Genomic DNA, 21487 nt, shown 5'->3' with positions numbered 1-21487 from the left:
ATACGCAAGTCCGCGACCTGCGCGTTTCTACAAACCCGCAGGTCAGAGCATGCGCCGTGACGGGTTATTCACCGTTTATTGCGGTGGATAACTTGGGGATAAGCGTTTTCCCAGCTCGCGGTAAGTCAATACTTCTATACCCGCAGGTCACGCATTATTCGCTGATTTCACCTTTTATTCACATCTTCCAGCTCTGCCCCAAGGAAGTTTTGCACAGGCCAGGAAATCTCCAAAGCGTGCGGAAAATACACCGAAGGCCCCGGAACAATTTCCCCTATGGATACATAGGAAAGAAATCACCACGGGGCCCAAGTTGAGGCGCGCTGTTGTCTATATGTGTCTCAATTTCAGTGAGCAGGATCCCATCCAGCCGTGCGTGCTCCCCCAATAGAGAACACGCGTCTTGGGTGTCTAGGCCAAGCGGTAGGCAGGCATGCTGCTAAATAACTGTCTTGCTGCTGCGTTAGGCGCAGTTCTTCGCGGCCATCCGTTCACTATCGATATCTCTACCGGTAGCCAGAAAGCAGGTAAGAACTACTGAGCAACAACCTCGAAGTTCAGGGAAGCAACAATGTCCTTCTGCAGCTTCACATCCACGGCGTAGATACCCGTGGACTTCACTTCGTTCTTCTTCAAGGCAATAGAGTGCTTGTCCAGGGAACGGCCATTGGCCTTCTTCACTGCTGCGACTACGTCATCAGCGGTGACAGATCCGAACAGCTTGCCAGCCTCGGAGGTGCGAACCTGGACGGTTACACCGGAGAGGTTTTCCAGCTCTTGCTTGACTTCGCGTGCGTGATCCAGATCGCGGATCTCGCGTGCTTCCTGAGCGCGCTTGATGCCTTCGATCTGCTTCTCTGCACCGCGGGTTGCCAGGATGGCGTAGCCGCGAGGCAGCAGGTAATTACGTCCGTAGCCAGCCTTGACTTCAACGATGTCGCCGGGAACACCGAGATTGTCAACGGCGGCGGTGAGGATCAGCTTCATGATCCAGCCTTTCGTTGTGCAATGTTGTGCATTGGAGTGTGACTTTAAGCGTTTAAAAAGTTTTCTAGTGTCAACTAGTCAACTGGCGAATCAGAACGGTGGGTCTTCATCGCCACCACCGAAACCGGACTGCGGAGCGGAGTTCCATGGGTCGTCGTCGCGAGACGCATTACGTCCACCGAAGCCCTGGTTACCGCCATTTCCGCCATTGCCAGAGTTACTCTGACCGCCAAAGCCCTGTGCAGAGCCTTGACCACCCTGGTTGAAGTTCGATTGGCCTCCGCCATTTCCACCAAAGTTGCTGCCCTGGCCGCCTCCGCGGCTGTTAGGGGCTACCTTTTGCACCTGCGCGGTTGCATACTTCAAAGATGGGCCAACTTCGTCGACCTCAACTTCCATAACGCTACGGCGCTCGCCTTCACGAGTTTCAAAGGAACGCTGGCGCAAACGTCCGGTGACAACGATGCGATCACCCTTGGTTAGGGAGTTCGCCACGTTCTCCGCAGCTTGGCGCCACACGTTGCAGGTTAGGAACAGGGCATCGCCGTCAACCCACTGACCGGCCTGCTGATCGTAGCGACGCGGCGTAGATGCCACGCGAAAGTTTGCTACGGCTGCACCGTTAGGGGTGTAGCGCAGTTCGGGGTCAGCAACGAGGTTGCCAACCACAGTGATCGGAGTATCTCCCTGTGCCATAACTCGAGCCTTTTCCTCTGTGTTCGTGAAGTGGTGTGGTGGTGTCAGTGACCAGAAACTATCCGGTTTCTGGAAAGATCAAGAACCGTATTACTGGTCCTTGCGCAGCACCTTGGTGCGCAAGATGGTGTCGTTGATGTTGAGGACGCGGTCAAGCTCCTGCACGGTACTTGCTTCACAATTCAGGTCGAGAACAACGTAGATGCCCTCTTCCTTCTTCTGAATTGGGTACTCAAAGCGACGCTTGCCCCAGACGTCGACCTTTTCGACTTTACCGTTTTCCTTGCGGACAATATCCAAGAACTTGTCCAGCGACGGGGTAACGGTGCGCTCATCCTGGGAAGGGTCGATGATAATCATCATTTCGTATTGACGCACGGACCTCATCACCTCCTATGGTCTTTGTAGTTTCGGCCATACCCTTTTTGGCATGGCAGGAGGGTCGTTGCGTCAGCAACCCGTTCAGCTTACTCGCTGTGAGCAGGGAAACCTAATGGCTGTGCGAACCCGCGAGGAGATTCATTGCCCTGCCGCCGCAAAGAAAATTGCCACAGTAACTGGAACGAAGGTCATAAAGACCACCGCGAGGGCGAACAAGGACCACACCAGTACGCGAGATTTCCGGTAGGAAAAGGCCAAGTAGCTGCTGCCAAAGAGGATGAATCCGATCATCACGCTGGCCATGGTCACAAACATCGTTGTGTTGTTCATTCTTTTATTCTTCCCGACGACATCCTGGCCACACCACTCAGTGGGTCTTTTCCACCATGAGCTGCCCGAACGGGGTCAGGGGAGTAGCCGTATATTTGGCGCACCACAATCACAGCCATCGCGACCAACAGGCCCAGGCGAATGAGCGTGAATGAATCCACCAGCCAGTCCGGAGCCGCCAACTTGTGGGGGAGGAAGGTCCACATACGCAGGTACCAGTACACGGCCTCCACCGCGGCCCAGGAGAGCACCAAGCGCCAGCGAGGAAGGGCCAGGACCAGCAGCGGAACCAACCAGAGGGAGTACTGCGGGCTCCACACCTTGTTGGTGATCATGAAGGCAAGCACCACCAGGAACGTGATCTGACCCAGCCGGGGCGCCTGCCGTGCGGTGAGTACCACGACAGTCAGCGCGACCAGTGCGGCCAACAGCAGCATCAGGGTGATCATGTTGAACTGCTCTGCGCCCACCACTGCCTTGCTGGGGGTGGTGCCTTCCCAGCTGCTTCTTCCGGTGGCGTGAGCAATCACCGCATAAATGGTGGAGCCCTCCCATCCGCGGGTGGAGTTCAGGCGGAAGAATTCTCCCCACGCCTGGGGATATAGCAGGTAGATGGGCAGATTGACCGCGATCCACGTCAACACCGTGCCCGCGATCAATTTGGCCATCGCTGCCCACTGTCGCGCGCGCAGGCACAACAAAATGATGGCACCCACCAGGAAGATCGGCCATAGCTTGGCAGCAATTCCCAACCCAGCCAGCACGCCCGCCCCCGTGGGCTTGCAGTGTGCCCACGCCGCGATCGCTGCCACGGCAAACAGGATGGACAGCACGTCATAGTTTGTGAAGGCATGCACGATGACCAGGGGAGACAGTGCCATCAGAAGTGTGTCCCACTTGCGATTTCCTGCCAGCATCGCGATGATTGCGCAGGCAGCCATCCAGCACGCACCAAGGAACACTGCGGTCACACCGAGGTTGAGCGCAGCATCGGCTGCAGGTGGAAGTCCCAAGGCGCTCCATACCGAACTAACGATGCGGGTCAGTATTGCCATGAGGTACTGGAATAGCCCTGTGATCACGGGATATTCCAGATAGCGCGTCACGCCATCGGCTTGCCAGGAGTAAGCGTAGGGAAAAATGCCCTCATTGAGCCCCCGGCCGTTATAGAGAACGACGATGTCCGAATAGCAGGCGGAGGTGTACTGCGGCTGGCCGGACCAATCCACAAACGGGCCGTCGGGAGAGGTGCCCGTGCGTACACAGTTGGCTTTCTGCATCCAGCCAAAAGAGAGAAAGAATGCACTCAAGGCCAGGATGACACGCAGGGGAGTCCACCACGGTTGCTGTCCGATATACGCGTGCGATCCAGGGGGACCGCCCAGGAAACGAACAAACCCCCGAGCTGCAGGTTCCGTCTGGGAAGGCAGCACCCGCGGGTGCGCCGTGTTCCCTTCTTTAACCTGTGGCTCGGGGGAGTGGTGGGTCATCGTCGTTGCCTTCGAGATAACGGGAGAGTAGCTACCTTAAGGGTTAATCAGTCCGTCGATAATCGCGCCGATGTCCTGTCCGCCACCATTGTTTGGTGCTGGGGCAGGGGCAGGCACTGGTGCGGGTTCGTTCGGCGATGGTGCAGGCGCCGGTGACGGAGCCGGTGCCTGAGTCACCGGTGCTTGTTCCACTGGCTGTTGTTCTTCGTAACCGCCGCCGCCACCGCCGGTGGCTACCTCTCCCGCAGATCCACTGGCCGTGTCTCCGGAATCACCGAAGTACTCCACGTCGGCGTTCTGCAGGGAGCTATCCATAACGTTTTTCCAGATCGTGGCCGGCACGCTGGAGCCGTACATGATGCCGCCCCATTCGTTAACCAGAGGCTGGTTATCTACAGTTCCCAACCACACGGCCGTGGCCAGCTGCGGGGTGGAACCGATCATCCAGGCATCCTTATTCTGGCCGGTATCGCCCAGCTGAGAGGTACCTGTCTTGGCTGCCGAAGGACGTCCGCCCGCAAGGCTGTTGCCATTGGAGTAAGCGGCGATTGGGCCCATGGCCTCCACCACACCGTTGGCCACTTCCTCATCGATAACCTGGTCGCCCTCCGGGTTGGAGTTATCCAGCAGAACATCTCCATCAGCATTTTCTACCTTCTGCACGAAGTGCGGACGGTAGTACATGCCCTCATTGCTCAAGGTGGCCAAGATGGATGCCATGTCCAGTGGGGAGGACTGATACTGGCCCAGGGTGATGCCTTCGAACGGAGCTCCGCCGTTTTCCTTCAGCGTCTCACCCACGCCAGGCAGCGTCTCTGCTGCACCCAGGCGGTGAGCCATATCGGCTACGTCCTGTGCACCGCCGTTGAGCTCACGAGTCAGGCGGATAAAGGAGGTATTCAGAGACATCTTCAACGCCTGCGAAATCGGGCAGGAGCCACAGGACTGGTCGTCCACGTTGGTCACTTCGGTCTGGCCGGTAGTGACAGGGGAAGAATCGAAGTAATCGTAGATACTTCCTCCCTGGTCCAAGTAAGCCGCTAGGGCAACGATCTTGAACGTTGAGCCGGTCTGCAGGCCCGCACCCGCATAGTCGTAACCCACTGGATCTTCGCCGCCGTACCACGAGCGCACAGCGCCAGACTTCGGATCCACGGAGACCACTGCCTCACGCACATCCTCGGCCAAGCTCTCGGTCTGGGTGCGGGCTTGCTCCACCGCCGCGTTTTGCGCCTGCATGTCGATAGTAGTGGTGATTCGCAGGCCTCCCGTATTCACCTGCTCTTCGGTGATTCCGGCCTCTTCCAGCTCCGCAATCACGCGGGACTTGATCAGTCCATTCGGGCCTTCACCCACGTTGTTGTTGGCGGTTGCGGCAGGATCCTGCACGGCCGGGTACGTGGCATTAAGACGCTCGGTTCGCGAAATTGCACCAATGTCCACCATGCCGTCCATGACATAGTTCCACCGGTATTCAGCATTATCGCGGTTGGTCCACGGATCCAATGAGGATGGAGCCTGGATGGTAGCGGCCAATACCGCGCCTTCCTCCGGAGTCAGCTGGGAGACATCCTTGTTGAAATATGCCTTGGATGCTGCGGAAATGCCGTAGGCGTTTCGTCCGAAGTAGATGGTGTTCAGGTAGGCCTCAAGGATCTCGTCCTTGGACCACTCGCGTGCCATCTTGGCGGAAATCACCAACTCTTTGGCCTTACGAGTTAGGGAGAATTCATCGCCCACCAGCGCGTTTTTTACGTACTGCTGGGTAATCGTGGAACCGCCGCCGGCACCAGAGCGTCCCAGCAACTGGCCAAATGCCGCGCGGGCAAAGCCGGTCACGGAGAAACCGGGGTTGGTGTAGAAGTTGCGGTCCTCAGCCGAGAGCACAGCGTTACGTACTGGCTCGGGGATCTCACTCAGGTCCACGTTTTGCCTGTTGCCTTCTGGTGGCACGATGCGTGCCAATTCCGTGCCATTGTCCGACGCCATGATGTAGGAAATTTGGTTGTTCACCAATTCCTCTGGTTCTGGCACCTTAGTCACGGAGTAGGCGGTGAAGAATGCAATCAGAGGAACAATGATGGCCACTGCCATAAGAGCTGCGAATCCTGCGAGCAGGGAACGGCGGAACTCCTTGGACTTCCAGCTGTTCTTCTTCCGGGCGCGCGCAGTGATGTTGCCATTAGAGGCCACCTTCTGCTGCGTGGCCTTATTCTTAGGTCCATTCTTCGCAGCAGGGCGGTTCCGCTGGGCACTCGGGCGCTGGGCCTTAGAACCCTGGGCTTTAGCACCCTGGGAATTCGGGCGCTGAGCCTTAGAACTCTGGGCACCGTTGGATCGAGACTGGCCCTTGGCGCCAGCCTGGTTTCCCTTGCCGCGGGCATTGTTCGGACGACCCTGGTTGGCCGACGTGTTGCGGTTCGGGCGCTTCCTCGGTGGCTTACTGTCAGAAGACAATGGGATAAATCTCCATTACTCGAGTAATTCTGGCTATTAACGCAGCGTGAGTACCTCGTGCTGCGTTAAAAAGTTCCACTTGCAGTGCAAGCACACTTCCACAGTATGGATTGATAACTCCGCGTCCGCGCCCGTTTCGAGCGCAGCGAAATCCTCAATCAGTTTCTGTATCTCCGTTACATTACGCGCAGTACCCGACTTTTCACCTAACCACTGGCCGTGTATCCAGCGCGTCAACCTTAAGTTTTGCTGTCCGCACACCGGACAATCGGCGTCAATCGACTCGCCAAGAACTTCGGCGGAGGCGATCAGGGACGGGGTGGCGTCGAGAATTGAAGACCTGCTGCGCTCCCCACGCCGCACCTGGGCAAGCACCCGGGTGCGGTCGAGATGACGGTCCATGACGCGGCGCGAAAGGGAGGAGGCGGACATGCCGACATCCTACGTTCAGCGTCAACTTGATCGGTTCACTAAATCAACTTGATCGATAAACATCGCCGCCAACCACGGGATTTTCCGAGTAGAGACATAGCTTTGAAAGTTATGAGTGAAAACACAGTGAACATTGCAATCGTAGGTCTGGGCAACTGCGCCACCTCGCTGGTTCAGGGTCTGACCTACTACGCAGACGCCAACGATGGGGACGATATCCCCGGCCTGATGCATGCAAAGTTCGGCCCGTACCGCATCTCCGATGTAGAGGTTGTTGCCGCATTCGATGTGGACGAGGACAAGGTGGGCAAGGACGTCTCCGAGGCTCTGGAGGCTTCCCAGAACTGCACCATCAAGATCGCCGACGTGCCGGAGCTGGGAGTCAAGGTTCAGCGCGGACACACCTACGACGGCCTAGGCAAGCACTACCTGGAGACCATCGAAGAATCCTCCGAAGCACCGGTTGACGTGGTAGAAGCCCTCAAGGCCGCCAACGCAGACGTGCTGGTCAGCTACCTGCCTGTAGGTTCCGAAGAGGCAGACAAGTTCTACGCGCAGTGCGCCATCGACGCAGGCTGTGCCTTCGTCAACGCGCTTCCTGTGTTCATCGCTTCTGACCCGGAGTGGGCTAAGAAGTTCGAAGACGCTGGCCTGCCCATCGTCGGCGATGACATCAAGAGCCAAGTAGGCGCCACCATCACCCACCGCGTGCTGGCTAAGTTGTTTGAAGACCGTGGCGTGCGCTTGGAGCGCACCATGCAGCTCAACGTGGGCGGCAACATGGACTTCAAGAACATGCTGGACCGGGAGCGTCTGGAGTCCAAGAAGATCTCCAAGACTCAGGCCGTGACGTCCAACCTCAAAACCAGTCCGCTGGCCGGCAAGGTGGCAGACCGCAACGTCCACATCGGCCCGTCCGACTACGTGGAATGGTTGGATGACCGCAAATGGGCGTACGTCCGCCTCGAGGGCTCCGCTTTCGGCGAGGTTCCGTTGAACTTGGAGTACAAGCTGGAAGTATGGGATTCCCCTAACTCCGCGGGCATCATCATCGATGCCGTGCGCGCCGCCAAGATTGCCTTGGACCGGGGAGTGGCCGGTCCGGTCAACCCGGCGTCCAGCTACCTGATGAAGTCCCCTCCAGTGCAGTTGCCTGATGACGTTGCTCGCGCGCAGCTGGAAGAATTCATCAACGGCGCGTAGTTTGCCGGACGTGCGCGCCTTATTGGGTTCCCCTCCTGGGTTTGCCTCCTAGGGTGCGCCAATTGCACTGTTCAGCCCACGGGCGATTAAGGTTTATCTCGCAAACAACTTAAGCCCATTGAGGTAGCGTATAAACATGCCCAAGACTCCGCTAGAGATCGCACAAGATCTGCGACCGGCCCTGTCACGTCTCAACCTGCTGTACTTCCGCCAAGCAGATTCGTACACCATCAGCTTGGCGCAGATGTCCATCATGACGATTCTGGATGAAACTGGCCCCATGCGAATCAGCCAGATCGCGCAGGCAGAGGCCATTCGCATGCCAACCGCCTCCAACGCGGTCAACCAGCTGGAATCCATGGGCTTGGTCTCTCGCGTGCGAGATGTTTCTGACCGCCGCGGAGTCAGCGTGCAGCTGACCGAGAAGGGCAAGGAAGAGCTGATCCGCAGCGGTGAGAACCGCAATGTGGCACTGGCTCGCATGATCGAAAACCTCACGCCTGAGGAGATTGCTCAGGTGGAAAAGGCAGCTCCGCTGATCAACCTGATTTTGAATCGCTACACCGAGGCACACTCCAAGGACTAGGCGCACGCATTCGTGAGCAGCGAAAATACTTCCAAAAGCTTTAAGTCAGCTTTTCCCCGCAATCCTGCGAAGAGCTCTTCCCCGCAGGGGAAGGGCTCTGAAGTTCGTCCACTCCGGGTGCTGATGACGTGGCGCCCTGATTCCGCTGGCGATGAGGCCGCGCGGTTCGTGGCGTGGCTTTCTCGCACCCAACCCGTTCTTGTCCGCACCGCCACGGTGATTTCCCGAGTGTGGACCCAGCAGCCCGGTTCCCGGGAGAACGAAGAGTTTGCGCAGTGGCTTCAGGCTGAATCTGAGGCCTGTTCTCGGGCCGCCCGCTCGGCACTCCTGGATGCGGGAGTGCCCTCGTCCATGTTGGACGCTGAGGTTCCTTCCGCTGTTTCTACCGATCATTCGGAGACCTCCGTTCTTATCGACGCCGCCAAGGACTTTCAGGCGGATCTCATGCTGCTGGGATCCCATCCCGCCGCTCCTCAGGGGCGCTACCGCATCGGCTCCACTGCAGACGCGTTGCTGCACTGCTCACCAGTTCCGCTGGCTCTTGCTCCGCGTGATCCTAAGCTCTCTAAGCGGGGGATTACGCGCGTGAACTGTAGTTATGTGGATACAGAGCAGTCTCACCAAGCGTTGCGGCACGCGGCGGACTTGGCTGCACGATGGAATGTTCCTCTGCGTTTGGTGGCGTTCAGCCCGCGCGGGGCCACCATGTATCCCACGACGGTGCCATTTTCCGATAGCTACGACATGATGGTCGAGTGGCGCGAGCAGGCGCTGGCATTGTTGGATCGTGGTAAAGATCGCGCTTTGTCCCGTCATCCGGATCTGCACGTCCAGACTGAAGCTGGAGCTGGTTATGGCTGGTCCGGGGCTATGAACGATATGAAGTGGAAGAAGGGCGATCTGCTGGTCATGGGATCTTCCGTGCTGGGAGACTTCAACCGTGTTTTCATTGGACCTTCCACGAACCAGATTCTGCGGCACTCTCCGGTGCCGGTGATGATTAGCCCGGTGTAGCAGTAGTCCTGCAGGCTCAATAACCTGCGGTTTTTCGATTGTGTAGGCTCGGAAGCATCATGTCTAACACGCTTGGTTCCCCTGATCCCCACGAGCCACGTATCTCCGTGCCGCGTGACGGTGCCATGCCGTCGTCGCGGCCGGATACGTTGGATTACGAAGCAGATCCGCTGCTTCGCTTGGAGAAGAACAACCAGTCCACCCGCCACGCGGTGATTTTCTTCTTCGCCATCATTGCCGCCATGTTCGGCACTGCGCTGTTGATCTACTTGGTGTCCCAAGTGATGGGCGGCCCACGTTGCGAGGCAGATAGTTCCGCAATGCTGTGCAGCACCACGATGCGAGTTATCTTCGCCATCCTGCCCACCGCGATCGCACTATTCGGGCAGTTCGGCAGCGCCTGGATCACTTACGCCCGCTGGCGCGACCACCTGCGGTGGCGCCCTTGGCTGGCCGTGGTGTGGTTCATCATGCCCATCACTTTGGCCTGGGTTATCTCCATCGGGTCTGCGCTGCTGATCGGCTAGAGAATCAGGCACTCAAGACGGATGAAAGGCAGGCACCGATTTGTGGTGCCTGCCTTTCGCTTTTTCGACTACCGTGGTCACTTCGCGACGATGTTGACCATCTTGCCTGGTACAACGATGATCTTCGCCACCTTCTTACCCTCAATATGGCCCACCACGTTGGGCTCTTCCAATGCGGCCTTTTCTATATCCTCACGCGAGGCATCCGCGGGCACGGTGATCCGCCCACGTAGCTTGCCCATCACCTGAACAGGCAGCTCGATGCTGTCATCCTTCAACCAACGCTCTTCCCAGGTAGGGAAGGGGCGATAGGTGACGCCATTGTCGTTACCCAAGATCGCCCACATTTCTTCTGCGATGTGTGGAGCAACAGGAGCGAGCATGAGCACCAACGGCTCTACTGCAGCGCGTGGCACAGCAGCTTGGCCGTATGCACCGCTGCCGCCGTAAGTCTTGGTGAGGTAGTTAACGTACTCGATGAGCTTGGCCACGGCGGTGTTATCGCGCAGCTCAGCGTAATCCTCGTGGACGCCGGCGACGGTGCGGTGCAACGCGCGGTTGTCGTCGTCGGAAAGAGAAGCACTAGTGACTGTGGAATGGCCGGTGGACTCGTCCACAACCAGGCGCCACGCACGCTGCAGGAATCGCTGCGCACCCACCACGTCCTTGGTTGCCCACGGACGTGACGTGTCCAGTGGTCCCATCGCCATCTCGTAGACGCGCAGGGTATCCGCGCCAAAGTTCTCGCAAATGTCATCCGGGCTCACGGCATTCTTCAGGGACTTGCCCATCTTGCCGTACTCCTGGAAAACCTCCTCCTCAGAGCCATCTCCGGCGGGGTCGGTCCAGAAGAACTTGCCCTCGCGCTCAGTGACTTCCTCGGCGGGAACGTACACGCCACGGGCATCCGTGTAGGCGTACGCCTGGATGTAGCCCTGGTTGAACAAGCGATGGTACGGCTCGAAGCTGGATACGAAACCGAGGTCGAAGAGAACCTTGTGCCAGAAACGGCTGTACAGCAGGTGCAGGACAGCGTGCTCCACACCGCCGACGTACAGATCCACGCCGCCGGAGGGGCGGCCCTCGCGAGGGCCAACCCAATAACGCTCATTTTCGATGTCCACCAGGGCATCGTCGTTGGTGGGATCAATGTATCGCAGCTGGTACCAAGAAGAACCCGCCCACTGCGGCATCACGTTGGTATCGCGCCGGTACATCTTCGGCCCATCGCCTAGATCCAGCTCCACGTTGACCCACTCCTTGGCCTTAGCCAACGGGGGTTGAGGGGCTGAATCCGCATCGTCAGGATCAAAGCTGACCGGCTTGTAATCCTCTACCTCAGGCAACTCGATGGGCAGCATCTTCTCAGGCAGTGGGTGAGCTACACCATCCTCGTCATAGACGATAGGGAAAGGCTCGCCCCAGTAGCGCTGGCGAGCGAAGAGCCAATCGCGCAGCTTGTACTGAATCTTTCCTTGACCAGTACCGTTGTTTTCCAGCCAATCGATCGTTGCGGCCTTAGCCTCGTCCAGACCCAAGCCGTTGATGTCCAAGCCACGGTCGTTCGCACTATTGACAGCTACGCCGCCGTCAACGAAAGCCTTTTCCAGCTCGCCCTTTGGAGGTTGCTGACCTTCCGGAGCGACCACTTGGGTGATGGATAGTCCGAAAGCCTTGGCGAACTCGAAGTCACGCTCGTCATGCGCCGGAACGGCCATGATGGCACCGGTACCGTAGCCCATCAGGACGTAGTCAGCGATGAATACGGGAATGGACGCGCCGTTGACCGGGTTGGTGGCAGTCACACCCAAGTACACGCCGGTCTTTTCTTTGTTCTCCTGACGTTCCAGATCGCTCTTCGCAGCGATAGACGCACGGTACGCTGCAACTGCTTCAGCAGGATTGCTAGAACCATTGGTCCAGCGCTCGTCCACACCGTCATAAGTCTGGTCACCAGCGGCTTCCACCAGCGAGTCCACGAGCTCGTGCTCCGGAGCCAGCACCATGTACTGCGCACCGAAAAGAGTATCCGGCCGAGTGGTGAATACAGTGATCGAGTCATCGGTGGCGTCGGACGAAAAAACAACCTCTGCACCACGGGACCGACCAATCCAATTCCGCTGCATGGACTTGACCTTCTCCGGCCAATTCAAATAATCCAGATCATCAATCAGACGATCCGAATACGCAGTGATGCGCATCATCCACTGCTGGAGATTCTTGCGGAAAACGGGGAAATTACCGCGCTCGGAACGGCCGTCCGCAGTGACTTCCTCATTAGCCAACACAGTTCCCAAGCCGGGGCACCAATTGACCATGGAGTTCGAGCGGTACACCAAGCGGTGTTCATCGAGAATGGCCTGACGCTCAGCCTCGCTCAGAGAAGACCAATCCTCGCGCTCGCCAGCAAATTTTTCTTCCAGCTCAGCAATCGGACGCGCCTTACCCTTGCCGTCATTAGCCTCTGGATCAAACCAGGAGTTGTAAATCTGCAGGAAAATCCACTGCGTCCACCGGTAAAAATCAGTGTCCGTGGTAGCCACGGAACGGCGCTTATCGTGACCCAAACCCAGGCGACCTAGCTGGCGCTCCATGTTCTCGATATTCGCCATCGTGGTGGTACGCGGGTGAGTGCCGGTCTGTACAGCGTACTGCTCAGCGGGCAGGCCGAAAGAGTCATAACCCAGCGTATGCAGGACATTTGCACCCTTCATACGGTGGAAGCGCGCAAATACGTCCGTGGCAATATAACCCAGCGGGTGCCCCACGTGCAGACCCACACCGGACGGATAAGGGAACATATCCTGCACAAACATGCGGTCTTCCGGCAGCTGCAAACCCGGTTCCGAAAGATCTCCCGTGGGGTTGGGAGCGTTAAACGTGCCTTGCTGCCTCCACACGTCCTGCCAGCGCTTCTCAATCTCCGCTGCAAGCTGCGGGGTGTAGCGATACGTGGTGGCGTTCGCTGAATCCGCGTTGCCTGCGCCGGACTGGCCTTCTGGGCTGGTCGAATTGCCGGTAGCTGGGGTAGTCATGCTTGAAAATTGTAGTGGGTGGCCGGGACAACGGTGCAACCGCGTGGGCTGGTGGATGCACCGCAGGCGAAATATTGGGCGTTCGGCGGAGACGCCACTAGTGGCTAGCCATGTGACAACTTTGAACTCCCTAGGTGAGCTGCCAACTCTCTAGAGCCTCACATCAGATGCAAAATACGATTCCTCTGCTTACAGTTAGGGGATTGAACTCCTTGAGGTTAGGTAGAAATGGGTGCTGGTGAAGTAGGACCAGGTTTCTGGACGGTGTCTGATCTTCATCTGGGACACCGCTTGGTTTCAGAATTGCGTGGGTTTGTTTCAACTGATCAACATGATGCAGTGATTTTGAATAACCTTCGGGAGATTCCAGATCGCGTGAGACTAGTGTGTCTGGGGGATATTTCGGTACGTCGTGATGATGAGGCGTTGCAACGGTTGGGAGAGCTCAAGCGTGAGAAGTCTTTCAGGATGATTCTGGTGCCGGGCAACCATGATCGTGTGCATCCGATGTTCGGGATGGATTCGGTTAGGGAGTGGACACCGAAGTATAGGGAGGTCTTCGATGTGATCTCGTTTGATCTGCAGGTGCGGATTGGTCGGTGGCTTGTGCTGCTGACTCATATTCCGCGGGCTGTGGGGGAGTTTGCGGTGGTGGATCCTCATCAGACGGACAAGCTGGCCCGGTGGGCAGCTCGAGAGGGGTTCGAGTGCACGGTGCATGGGCATGCACATTCGGATGTGGCGATTCGGCGCGAGAACGTGAACGTATGTCTGAAGGCGACAGGCTTACGTCCGGTGTCACCGGCGGCGCTGGAGGAGATGGTGACCAAGGCAGTGCGATTAAAGCACTGAGCTAGGAACAGCAGTTCCCTCCATTGGGTGAGGTCATCATCGATGAGGTTCTATCCACAGCGGATGTGAGGCGGCGTGGATGCCATCGCTTTCTGCGACGCCGTGTTTAGTGGCAGATTTCGCTGCTCTCATGCCGCCGTGAGTGCGCTGATGGCTTGGCGAACAAGTTCGGATCGGGTGAGATGCTTTTCCGCAGCCAGGCGGTCTAGGGCGCTGAGTTCATCGGCGGTGAGGCGCACAGCGACCACTTGCGCAGGATCTGTTCCACGACCGGGGCGTCCGCGTCCGCGCTTTTTCAGAGCCTCCAGATCGTAGCCTTGTTCTGCTTCGGAGACCCAGGTGTCGAGTTGGTTTTGGGTGATGTTCACAGGCATAGAAATATTGAATAACGAAAATAGCTTATCGTCGATGCTAACCATGATTTCGCATGCCTGTTCGGCATCGTGAACATCTCTGGCGGAACGTGTTTGTTCGGTAGTAGCTACCTGCGTTTACTTGGTGATCCCCGCAGGCAGTTCTAGACTGTTAAGCATGAGTTTCCTGAGCATCATCGTGGCTATCGCTGGTCTGGGCATCCTGTTTATTGGATTGCTGTGTCTGACGGAAAATCTTCCGGGAAATGCCCTGGTAGGACTGCGGATCCCGGAGGCGCGCAAGTCTCAGGATTACTGGAACATGGGACACAAGATTGCTGGTCCAGCCTGGACAGGTTCCGGCCTCGCAATGCTGGCTGCGGGTGCCGTGGCATGGAGCGCTGCGGGATGGACATGGCTTGTCGTCGCCGGCCTGGTGGTGGCCTCCCTATTCCTCTTGGGAATGGGCGGTGCGCTTGCAGCACACGCTATGGCGCAGGTAGATGCCCGCGCGCAGAAGGAAGCCGACGCTGAATCAGGTTGCTGTTCTTCTGGATCAAGCGCCAGCTCAGCCGGCGCTTCGGATACCTGTTGTGGTGGGTCTGCGGACGTTTCACCCGAAGGGCAGGCTGCAGCCGATGGGGTAGTGAGCGCAGACGCGTGTGCGTCTGGCCAAGCCTGCGGATCCTGCTCGCTCAACGGTTCCTGCAAAGGTGGGGGAGCGGCATACGATTCTGCTCCTGCGCTAGACCTCGATGCCGCCCGGCGCGCAGTGGCTTCACAGGACACTCAGTAGTTCTTACCCTGCTGAGCGGCCTCTTCCTGCAACATTTCTTCGTCCTGCCAGGCCGCTTCGTCCTGCCAGACACTTTCTTCCGCTAAGCGCCTTTTAGAGATTCTCCGACGATTTCGGGTACGCAAGGCAAAGGTTGTCAGCCACGCAATAGCGAAGAACGCGAGAAGCAAGAGGATCCAGATGGTCGCCACGACCAGCACACCCGTGTTCACTAGTGATCAACTCATTTCTGCGCGTTCGGCTTTTCAATCTGATACAGAAAAAGTTTTGCCCTCAATTGTTTCATAGGTGCGTCCAACCTGACTTGGGAACCTCAGTCCCAGCGATAGCTTTTCCTTCCGTTTGGGTATTCTTGGGCGCCATGAACCGCTCTTCCACCCCAGCGCAGTCTGAGGCCTCCGCTACCGACGGACCGATCGTTGCCGTTTGCGGCACCATCAACGTTGATACCTTCGTGGGACTCACCGAGTTCCCCGCGCCCGGCGAGACCGTGATCGGCACCCGCGGTGTCCAAGGTCTAGGCGGAAAAGGTGCCAACCAGGCAGCGGCATCTGCCCACCTGGGCGTAGAGACTCTGCTGCTTTCTGCAGTGGGGCCAGGTGCAGATGGCACCAGCAGCTCTGCCGCCGACCCTCTGGCAGATCTTGCCCTGGATGAGCTGCAAGCACACGGGGTGGACACCACTCATGTGTCGCGTACTGATCTGCCCACCGGCCAAGCTTTCATCATGAATGATCAGTCTGGCGAGAACATCATCATCGTCACCTCCGGGGCCAACGAGACCGTCAGCCCGTTGGCATTGCGAGAGACGCTGAAGGGGGAGGGTGGCGTCGAAAAAAGAATCAAGGTCCTGCTCGCACAGGGCGAGCTAACCCCAGAACATTCGGCAGAGCTGCCACGTCTGGCGGAGGCGCTGCCCGGCGCGCGGTTCGTGCTCAACTTGGCGCCCGTCACCACGCGCGATGCAGACCTGCTGGCGGCGGCAAACCCGCTGATGGTCAATGAGATCGAGGCGGCTGATGTCACTGGCCTCCCGCGCGATACTCCCTTTGAGCAGCTGGTAGAGGCGCTGCGTTCCGTGGCGAAATCGGCCGTGATGACCCTGGGACCCAAGGGCGCGGCAGTGATCACGCAGGACGAGGTTCGCCTGGTGCCGTCTCCTCCGTCGCCAGACGTGGTGGACACCACCGGCGCGGGAGATGCTTTCTGTGGCACCTTTGCCGCGGCATTGGCGCAAGGCGCGGACATGGTGGAGGCCGTACAACTGGGAGCTGCGGCGGGTTCTTTGGCCACCCGCAAAGCTGGAGCGGCGGGTTCCTATGCCACCGAAGCAGAGGTGCGGGCGCTGGCCAAGGACTTCTTCTCTAGCGCCAACTAATCCGTCGACAGCGCTCGCCCATCAGGCGACCAGCACAACAATCCTCGCGCGACAGCGCGGATCACTGTCCCCGGTGTCCGCTCTGGGTCTACTCTGTCTTTAAAGTTCACCTTCTGAAACGATCAAGACTTACAAAGACATGAGAAAGGATCGCACCCATGACGAAGATCATCCTGGATTGCGACCCCGGACACGATGACGCCATCGCCATGCTCCTGGCCTGGGGAAACCCAGACATCGAGCTCCTCGGCGTAACCACCGTGGCCGGCAACCAGACGCTGGAAAAAGTCACAACCAATGCCCGTGCGCTCGCCACAGTGGGATCCATCACCGGAGTTCCCTTCGCGGCAGGTGCCAGCCGACCACTAGTAGGGCCACAACTCATCCCGGAGGAAATCCACGGCGATTCCGGTCTCGATGGCCCACAACTGCCAGCACCCGGCGTGGAACTGGATTCTCGCCACGCCATTCAGCTGATTGCGGACATCGTGGCCGAGCAACCAGACAAATCCGTGACCCTAGTACCCACCGGATCGCTAACCAACGTCGCGCTCTTCGCTCGGACCTACCCTGAACTGGTGGAACGCGTAGCAGGCGTGACACTGATGGGCGGTGGACACCACACCGGAAACATGACTCCCGCCGCAGAGTTCAACATCCTCGCGGACCCAGAAGCCGCGCAGATCGTCTTCGAGGCGCAGTGGCCCGTGACCATGGTCGGCCTGGACGTCACCCACAAGGTGCTCGCCACGCCCGATCGCATGGAGCAGCTCAAGAAGGTGAATACGGACGTCTCCCAGTTCATCGCGGAGCTGGTGGAGTTCTTCGGTGGTTCCTACATGAAGGAACGCCGCTACCCCGGACCTCCCATGCATGATCCGCTGGCAGTGGCGGCCGTAGCTGATCCGCTGATCCTCACCACCGTTCGCGCGCCCATCCAGGTGGAGACCAAGGGCGAGTTCACTCGCGGACAAACCGTAGTTGACCTGCGCCGCACCTGGAATCCCGACCAGGCGGAAGATCCCAGCGCGCTGGGAATCGCAGACGATTATGAAGCTGATGCCCACGGTGTGCGGCACTGCGTGGGCATCGACGTGGACGCGGATCGCTTCTGGGATCTGCTCACCAGCGCCTTGACCCGCATCGGCACCACCAATTTCCGCGGTTAGCGCGGCCAGATTCAACAGGATGACACTGTGACTAACAACCCTTCTTCACGCGCCACCGGCGCTTCCACCGGCACGGGCACTGCCTCTACTTCGCTTCCTGATCCCGTGGATTCCCGCAAGGGTGGCCTCGCCCTGCTGATGACCGTGCTGATCACGGCGGCCATCGCCTTCCAACTCAACGCCTCCATGCTCTCGCCGGTGCTGGCTACCATGGCGCGCGAGCTCAACACCGATGAGGCCGCCGTGGGCTTGACCCAGACGGCCTTCTTCACGGGCGGCGCGATGTGCGGCCTGTTCCTGCCTCGTTTGTCCGACATTGTTGGTCGGCGCAAGATCCTCCTCATCATGCTCGCCGTCATGGCCCTCGGCGGTGTGATCGCCGCACTAGCCCCCAACATTGAGGTGTTGATGCTGGCCCGCGCGATGCAGGGTATCGCCGGACCCACCATCCCGATGACGCTGATCATCCTGCGCAGCCAGGTCAAGGACGAGATTCGCCTGGGCACGCTGATGGGCTTGATCGCCGCCATCAACGGTGGCGTGGCTGGCTTGGACGTGCTGATTTCCGGCTGGATGGCGGAACACTGGGGCTTCCGTTCCGTGTTCTGGCTGATCGCGATCATCGGCGCCATTGCCGTAGCCGTGGTGGCTCTGTGGGCTCCGGAATCCAAGCCTTCTGACAACGTGAAGATGGACTGGGGTGGCGCGGCGATCCTGGTGGTCTCCGTCCTGTCCATCACCCTGGCCGTCAACGAGGCGGGCAAGGCCAGCGCTGCGAACTGGCTGATGGTCGCTGGCCTGGTGCTCCTGGGCCTGCTGGTCTTCGCCTTGTTCTGGACGTACGAGAAGAAGCACGAGCAGCCTCTGGTGGCGCCTAAGTACCTGGCTCGCCGCCAAACTTGGGGCTTGCTGTTGACCACCGTGTTGACCATGACCGGTGTGTTCGCCGCGGTCAATGGCGTGGCTACCTCGTTGGCCCAGAATCCCGACGCAGGCTTCGGCTGGCAAGCCGATGCAGCCTCCTTGGCTCTGCTGACTCCCTATGCGTTGATCGGTTGGCTCGTCGGTCCACTGGCTGGACGCTTTGCCCCACTCATCGGTTACGCACGCCTGCTTCGCCTGGCGAACATCGCCACCGCATTGCTGCTGGTACTGCTGGCCTTCGTGGGCATTCACAGCGCAGTCGTGCTGATTGCTTCCATCGTCCTGATCGGCATCACCTACGCCGGTGTGGCGAACATCGTCCTGAACAACTTGGGCGTGGTGAACTCCCCGAAGGACTACGAGGGCTTCCTGCCCGGCATGAACTCCGCTGCGTTCAACCTGGGCGCAGGCATCTCCTTCGCCATCCTGCCGGTATTCATGGTCGCCGGATCCCCCGCGGGATCGGACAGCGCAGCGGGCTACACCACCGCGTTCATCGTAGGTGCCATCATTTTGGCCATATCCGCAGCCACGTCTCTGTTTATTCCCAAAACTACGACTGCGGAACTAGATAACGCATTGGAAACTGTCTAGCGTTAGCTGGATGAAACGCCTACTCAGCTATCGGCCAGACTTCCTCATTTGGATGATCCTGCTCGGGGTCATCGCCGGCATTGTGTTGCCGGTCAGGGGTGATGCGGCCGAAGTAGCTGACTGGGTTGTCAAGATCGCTATCGCGTTTCTGTTCTTCCTCTACGGTGCTCGTCTGGCACCGCAGGAGGCGCTTCGCGGGCTGTTACATTGGCGGCTCCACGTACTGATCTTGCTGTTTACGTTTGTGCTCTTCCCAGTCGTCGGACTGGCATTCAAACCGCTCACTCCATGGATCGGCGAGGACATGTACATGGGCATTTTGTTCATGACTCTGGTGCCCTCCACGGTGCAGTCCTCCGTGGCCTTTACATCTATCGCCCGCGGAAACGTGGCGGCGTCCATCGTGGCGGCGAGCGCATCCTCGCTGGTCGGCGTGGTGATCACCCCGCTGCTGGTGCTGCTGCTGATGACCGCACCCGGCGGTGTCCACGTGGATGGCGGCACGTTCATCAACATCGGCGTGCAGCTGCTGCTGCCGTTCTTCATCGGCCAGATCCTGCGCCCGTGGGTGAAGGGATTCGCCGCCTCCAAGATGACCAAAAAAGTGGATCAGATTTCCATCGGCCTGGTGGTTTACGTCAGCTTCTCCGAGGGCATGGTGCAGGGCATTTGGAGCTCCGTGGCATGGCAGGCAATCGTGGGGCTGGTCCTGGGATCTGTCGTGCTGGTGTACCTGATGCTGTGGGTCACCAGCGTGATCACCCGCAAGCTGAACTTCAACTACGAAGACCAAGTAGCTATCCAGTTCGCCGGAACTAAAAAGTCCCTGGCCGCGGGCCTGCCCATGGCCGCGGTGATGTTCGGTTCCACCGGACTGGGCCTGATGATCCTACCGCTGATGATCTTCCACCAGATGCAGCTGATCATCTGTTCCATCCGGGCCTCCACGTATGCCGAGCGCTATGAACAGTCCCCGGAGACCGCGCACACCTGGTAGCTCGCGAAGCCCTTCGGCGGTTAGCTAGTTGCGTTTGCTATAGCCCATGCGCGGGCGGAAACCGCCGGGATGCTTCAGCTGCGCTGCGGCATCGGCGATGATCAACCGGAACCGCGGCTGCATAGGGGGGAGCTGGGAAATGGGGAAGAAGCCGACGTGGGAGGACTCGGCGTCGGCAACAAAAGGATCCTGATTCCCACCGTCCACCAAACTGCAACGCATCGCCGTGTCCACGTAATTGGTCACGTCACCGTTCGGGTACTCCACGGGACCCACCTGCCCCACGCCCAACAGCGCCACGGGCGTGACATCCACGCCGGTCTCCTCTTTGACCTCGCGAACCGCCGCCACGTGAGGCTCCTCGCCAGGATCCACGATGCCCGTCACGGGAGTCCACTGTCCGTTGTCCGCGCGCTTGACCAGCAACACCTCCGGAACCTGCCAGATGGGCGCGTCCGCGGGCACCTCTTTGAGCACGATCGCCGTGACGCCGGGGACCCACAGCGGCGCATTTCCCACGTGCTTGCGGAGTTCTAGGATGAATTCGGGTGTAGGCATGTGCTTCATCGTAGTGCGCTGGAAATATGGCATGGGGTCTGGCGTGACAGTGACACAGCAGGTAAGTTTTGCCTAGAAAACTGTTTCTCTAGGAGTTCACACATGAAAAAGCGCACCCTCGCCGGCATCGTGTTGGCGGCCACCATCCCCTTCAGCCTGGTCACCACCTCGGCCGCATCAGCAGCGGAAGGTTCGTTGGGCTCGCTCGAGTCCTTCGATGTCCTGGGTTCATTGGGCACCGCTTCCTCCCCGACGCCAAACCCCACCCCAACCCCAGATCCTGACCCAGGCACCACGCCAACCACCCCAACTGCGCCGGAGCTGGAGATCTGCCCTGGCACCCCGCGCACCGGGAAAATCACCCAACAGGCGCTGTTCGATGCCACCAATGCGTACCGCGTGGAGCACGGCTTGGCACCGTTTAAGCCCAACGCTGAAGTTTCTTCCGTAGCGCAGGCGTGGGCACACTGCCTGGCTTCCACCGGAGATTTCCAGCACAACCCGAACTACTCCGACCAGTACCCAGACGGCTGGACGTGGGCAGGGGAGAACATCGCCTTGAACGGCGACCCAAATGCAACGGCTGCGGATATCGTGGAGCAGTGGCACAACTCCCCAGGTCACCGTGCAAATATGCAGAATGAGAACTTCAACACCCTGGGTGTGGGAGTGGCATATTCAGCCAGCGGCGCCGTCTACGCAGTGCAGAACTTTGCGTGCTACTGAGC

22 protein-coding genes are annotated in these 21487 nt (G+C 58.9%); 11 read left to right on the top strand and 11 right to left on the bottom strand.

Translation table 11 applies throughout. From position 1 onward, the window contains the following. Positions 1 to 534: 534 nt before the first annotated feature. The 7 genes from rplI to IM764_RS08015 all read right to left on the bottom strand — a co-directional run bounded on the left by rplI (position 535) and on the right by IM764_RS08015 (position 6773). The gene (gene rplI / locus IM764_RS08045; protein WP_099298514.1) at positions 535 to 987 is read right to left on the bottom strand and encodes a 50S ribosomal protein L9; all 453 of its coding nucleotides are present in this window, start codon (positions 985 to 987) and stop codon (positions 535 to 537) included. A gap of 90 nt (positions 988 to 1077) precedes the next feature. After that, entirely contained in the window at positions 1078 to 1683 is a 606-nt protein-coding gene (locus tag IM764_RS08040; RefSeq protein WP_099298515.1) for a single-stranded DNA-binding protein, read from the bottom strand. Positions 1684 to 1773: 90 nt separating this feature from the next. Further along, positions 1774 to 2061, bottom strand: coding sequence for a 30S ribosomal protein S6 (gene rpsF / locus IM764_RS08035; RefSeq protein ID WP_099298580.1), 288 nt, complete (start codon positions 2059 to 2061; stop codon positions 1774 to 1776). Positions 2062 to 2202: 141 nt separating this feature from the next. Further along, the gene (locus IM764_RS08030) at positions 2203 to 2394 is read right to left on the bottom strand and encodes a hypothetical protein (protein ID WP_099298516.1); all 192 of its coding nucleotides are present in this window, start codon (positions 2392 to 2394) and stop codon (positions 2203 to 2205) included. Then, positions 2391 to 3884, bottom strand: coding sequence for a glycosyltransferase family 87 protein (locus tag IM764_RS08025; RefSeq protein WP_099298517.1), 1494 nt, complete (start codon positions 3882 to 3884; stop codon positions 2391 to 2393). Before IM764_RS08025 ends, IM764_RS08030 begins: the two co-directional genes overlap by 4 nt. Positions 3885 to 3920: 36 nt before the next feature. Beyond that, a complete protein-coding gene (locus tag IM764_RS08020) occupies positions 3921 to 5978 on the bottom strand; it encodes a transglycosylase domain-containing protein (RefSeq protein ID WP_194187518.1) in 2058 nt (685 codons plus the stop codon). Positions 5979 to 6377: 399 nt separating this feature from the next. Continuing rightward, a complete protein-coding gene (locus IM764_RS08015; RefSeq protein WP_099298519.1) occupies positions 6378 to 6773 on the bottom strand; it encodes a DUF5318 family protein in 396 nt (131 codons plus the stop codon). 111 nt (positions 6774 to 6884) lie between these two features. On the opposite strand from IM764_RS08015, the gene IM764_RS08010 reads away from it, so the two are divergent. The 4 genes from IM764_RS08010 (at position 6885) to IM764_RS07995 (ending at position 10103) form a co-directional block, all read left to right on the top strand. Continuing rightward, on the top strand, positions 6885 to 7976 hold the full coding sequence (locus tag IM764_RS08010; RefSeq protein WP_099298520.1) for an inositol-3-phosphate synthase: 1092 nt from the start codon (positions 6885 to 6887) through the stop codon (positions 7974 to 7976). A gap of 136 nt (positions 7977 to 8112) precedes the next feature. Further along, positions 8113 to 8562, top strand: coding sequence for a MarR family winged helix-turn-helix transcriptional regulator (locus IM764_RS08005; protein WP_099298521.1), 450 nt, complete (start codon positions 8113 to 8115; stop codon positions 8560 to 8562). A gap of 123 nt (positions 8563 to 8685) precedes the next feature. Beyond that, positions 8686 to 9576, top strand: coding sequence for a universal stress protein (locus tag IM764_RS08000; protein ID WP_099298581.1), 891 nt, complete (start codon positions 8686 to 8688; stop codon positions 9574 to 9576). A 59-nt stretch (positions 9577 to 9635) separates the two neighbouring features. Next, complete coding sequence (locus IM764_RS07995) at positions 9636 to 10103, top strand: hypothetical protein (protein WP_228073615.1); 468 nt, start codon at positions 9636 to 9638, stop codon at positions 10101 to 10103. A 77-nt stretch (positions 10104 to 10180) separates the two neighbouring features. Here the strand turns inward: IM764_RS07995 and leuS are convergent, their stop codons facing one another. Continuing rightward, positions 10181 to 13138: a leucine--tRNA ligase gene (gene leuS / locus IM764_RS07990; RefSeq protein WP_099298522.1), complete on the bottom strand. Its 2958-nt coding sequence runs from the start codon at positions 13136 to 13138 to the stop codon at positions 10181 to 10183. A gap of 264 nt (positions 13139 to 13402) precedes the next feature. Between leuS and IM764_RS07985 the strand changes: the two genes are divergently transcribed. Beyond that, positions 13403 to 13990: a metallophosphoesterase family protein gene (locus IM764_RS07985; protein WP_159460957.1), complete on the top strand. Its 588-nt coding sequence runs from the start codon at positions 13403 to 13405 to the stop codon at positions 13988 to 13990. A 128-nt stretch (positions 13991 to 14118) separates the two neighbouring features. On the opposite strand, the gene IM764_RS07980 is transcribed toward IM764_RS07985, so the two are convergent. Further along, positions 14119 to 14364: a ribbon-helix-helix domain-containing protein gene (locus tag IM764_RS07980; RefSeq protein WP_099298583.1), complete on the bottom strand. Its 246-nt coding sequence runs from the start codon at positions 14362 to 14364 to the stop codon at positions 14119 to 14121. Between the two features lie 157 nt (positions 14365 to 14521). Between IM764_RS07980 and IM764_RS07975 the strand changes: the two genes are divergently transcribed. Then, positions 14522 to 15139 (top strand): SdpI family protein, encoded by a 618-nt coding sequence (locus tag IM764_RS07975; RefSeq protein WP_099298524.1) that lies wholly within the window; start codon positions 14522 to 14524, stop codon positions 15137 to 15139. Here IM764_RS07975 and IM764_RS07970 read toward each other — a convergent pair. Beyond that, positions 15133 to 15351 carry a hypothetical protein gene (locus IM764_RS07970; RefSeq protein WP_099298525.1) on the bottom strand — a complete coding sequence of 73 codons (219 nt, stop codon included), beginning with the start codon at positions 15349 to 15351 and terminating at the stop codon, positions 15133 to 15135. The genes IM764_RS07975 and IM764_RS07970 overlap by 7 nt on opposite strands. A gap of 149 nt (positions 15352 to 15500) precedes the next feature. On the opposite strand from IM764_RS07970, the gene IM764_RS07965 reads away from it, so the two are divergent. From IM764_RS07965 to IM764_RS07950, 4 genes are all read left to right on the top strand, one after another. Continuing rightward, positions 15501 to 16517 (top strand): ribokinase, encoded by a 1017-nt coding sequence (locus IM764_RS07965; RefSeq protein ID WP_099298526.1) that lies wholly within the window; start codon positions 15501 to 15503, stop codon positions 16515 to 16517. 158 nt (positions 16518 to 16675) lie between these two features. Beyond that, a complete protein-coding gene (locus IM764_RS07960) occupies positions 16676 to 17686 on the top strand; it encodes a nucleoside hydrolase (protein ID WP_099298527.1) in 1011 nt (336 codons plus the stop codon). A gap of 138 nt (positions 17687 to 17824) precedes the next feature. Beyond that, positions 17825 to 19204: an MFS transporter gene (locus IM764_RS07955; RefSeq protein WP_194187517.1), complete on the top strand. Its 1380-nt coding sequence runs from the start codon at positions 17825 to 17827 to the stop codon at positions 19202 to 19204. 10 nt (positions 19205 to 19214) lie between these two features. Continuing rightward, positions 19215 to 20201: a bile acid:sodium symporter family protein gene (locus tag IM764_RS07950; protein ID WP_194187487.1), complete on the top strand. Its 987-nt coding sequence runs from the start codon at positions 19215 to 19217 to the stop codon at positions 20199 to 20201. A gap of 24 nt (positions 20202 to 20225) precedes the next feature. Here IM764_RS07950 and IM764_RS07945 read toward each other — a convergent pair whose 3' ends face one another. Further along, the gene (locus tag IM764_RS07945; RefSeq protein ID WP_099298529.1) at positions 20226 to 20759 is read right to left on the bottom strand and encodes an NUDIX domain-containing protein; all 534 of its coding nucleotides are present in this window, start codon (positions 20757 to 20759) and stop codon (positions 20226 to 20228) included. A gap of 102 nt (positions 20760 to 20861) precedes the next feature. Between IM764_RS07945 and IM764_RS07940 the strand changes: the two genes are divergently transcribed. Then, positions 20862 to 21485, top strand: coding sequence for a CAP domain-containing protein (locus tag IM764_RS07940; protein WP_194187486.1), 624 nt, complete (start codon positions 20862 to 20864; stop codon positions 21483 to 21485). Positions 21486 to 21487 lie beyond the last annotated feature (2 nt).

Origin of the sequence: Corynebacterium sp. ED61 (assembly GCF_015233855.1) — a bacterium.
GTDB classification, from domain to species: Bacteria; Actinomycetota; Actinomycetes; order Mycobacteriales; family Mycobacteriaceae; genus Corynebacterium; species Corynebacterium dentalis.
This window is presented reverse-complemented; position numbering and strand designations above follow the sequence as displayed.

Excerpts from the sequence above, each read along its gene's own strand:
- IM764_RS08040 (WP_099298515.1), bottom strand. The coding sequence starts at position 1,683 with ATGGCACAGGGAGATACTCCGATCACTGTGGTTGGCAACCTCGTTGCT.
- IM764_RS07945 (WP_099298529.1), bottom strand. The coding sequence starts at position 20,759 with ATGCCTACACCCGAATTCATCCTAGAACTCCGCAAGCACGTGGGAAAT.
- rplI (WP_099298514.1), bottom strand. The coding sequence starts at position 987 with ATGAAGCTGATCCTCACCGCCGCCGTTGACAATCTCGGTGTTCCCGGC.
- IM764_RS08000 (WP_099298581.1), top strand. The coding sequence starts at position 8,686 with ATGACGTGGCGCCCTGATTCCGCTGGCGATGAGGCCGCGCGGTTCGTG.
- IM764_RS07955 (WP_194187517.1), top strand. The coding sequence starts at position 17,825 with ATGACCGTGCTGATCACGGCGGCCATCGCCTTCCAACTCAACGCCTCC.
- IM764_RS07995 (WP_228073615.1), top strand. The coding sequence starts at position 9,636 with ATGTCTAACACGCTTGGTTCCCCTGATCCCCACGAGCCACGTATCTCC.
- IM764_RS07975 (WP_099298524.1), top strand. The coding sequence starts at position 14,522 with ATGAGTTTCCTGAGCATCATCGTGGCTATCGCTGGTCTGGGCATCCTG.
- IM764_RS07965 (WP_099298526.1), top strand. The coding sequence starts at position 15,501 with ATGAACCGCTCTTCCACCCCAGCGCAGTCTGAGGCCTCCGCTACCGAC.
- IM764_RS08015 (WP_099298519.1), bottom strand. The coding sequence starts at position 6,773 with ATGTCCGCCTCCTCCCTTTCGCGCCGCGTCATGGACCGTCATCTCGAC.
- IM764_RS07960 (WP_099298527.1), top strand. The coding sequence starts at position 16,676 with ATGACGAAGATCATCCTGGATTGCGACCCCGGACACGATGACGCCATC.
- leuS (WP_099298522.1), bottom strand. The coding sequence starts at position 13,138 with ATGACTACCCCAGCTACCGGCAATTCGACCAGCCCAGAAGGCCAGTCC.
- IM764_RS08020 (WP_194187518.1), bottom strand. The coding sequence starts at position 5,978 with ATGGCAGTGGCCATCATTGTTCCTCTGATTGCATTCTTCACCGCCTAC.
- IM764_RS07940 (WP_194187486.1), top strand. The coding sequence starts at position 20,862 with ATGAAAAAGCGCACCCTCGCCGGCATCGTGTTGGCGGCCACCATCCCC.
- IM764_RS08025 (WP_099298517.1), bottom strand. The coding sequence starts at position 3,884 with ATGACCCACCACTCCCCCGAGCCACAGGTTAAAGAAGGGAACACGGCG.
- IM764_RS07980 (WP_099298583.1), bottom strand. The coding sequence starts at position 14,364 with ATGCCTGTGAACATCACCCAAAACCAACTCGACACCTGGGTCTCCGAA.
- IM764_RS07950 (WP_194187487.1), top strand. The coding sequence starts at position 19,215 with ATGAAACGCCTACTCAGCTATCGGCCAGACTTCCTCATTTGGATGATC.
- IM764_RS08010 (WP_099298520.1), top strand. The coding sequence starts at position 6,885 with ATGAGTGAAAACACAGTGAACATTGCAATCGTAGGTCTGGGCAACTGC.
- IM764_RS08030 (WP_099298516.1), bottom strand. The coding sequence starts at position 2,394 with ATGAACAACACAACGATGTTTGTGACCATGGCCAGCGTGATGATCGGA.
- IM764_RS08005 (WP_099298521.1), top strand. The coding sequence starts at position 8,113 with ATGCCCAAGACTCCGCTAGAGATCGCACAAGATCTGCGACCGGCCCTG.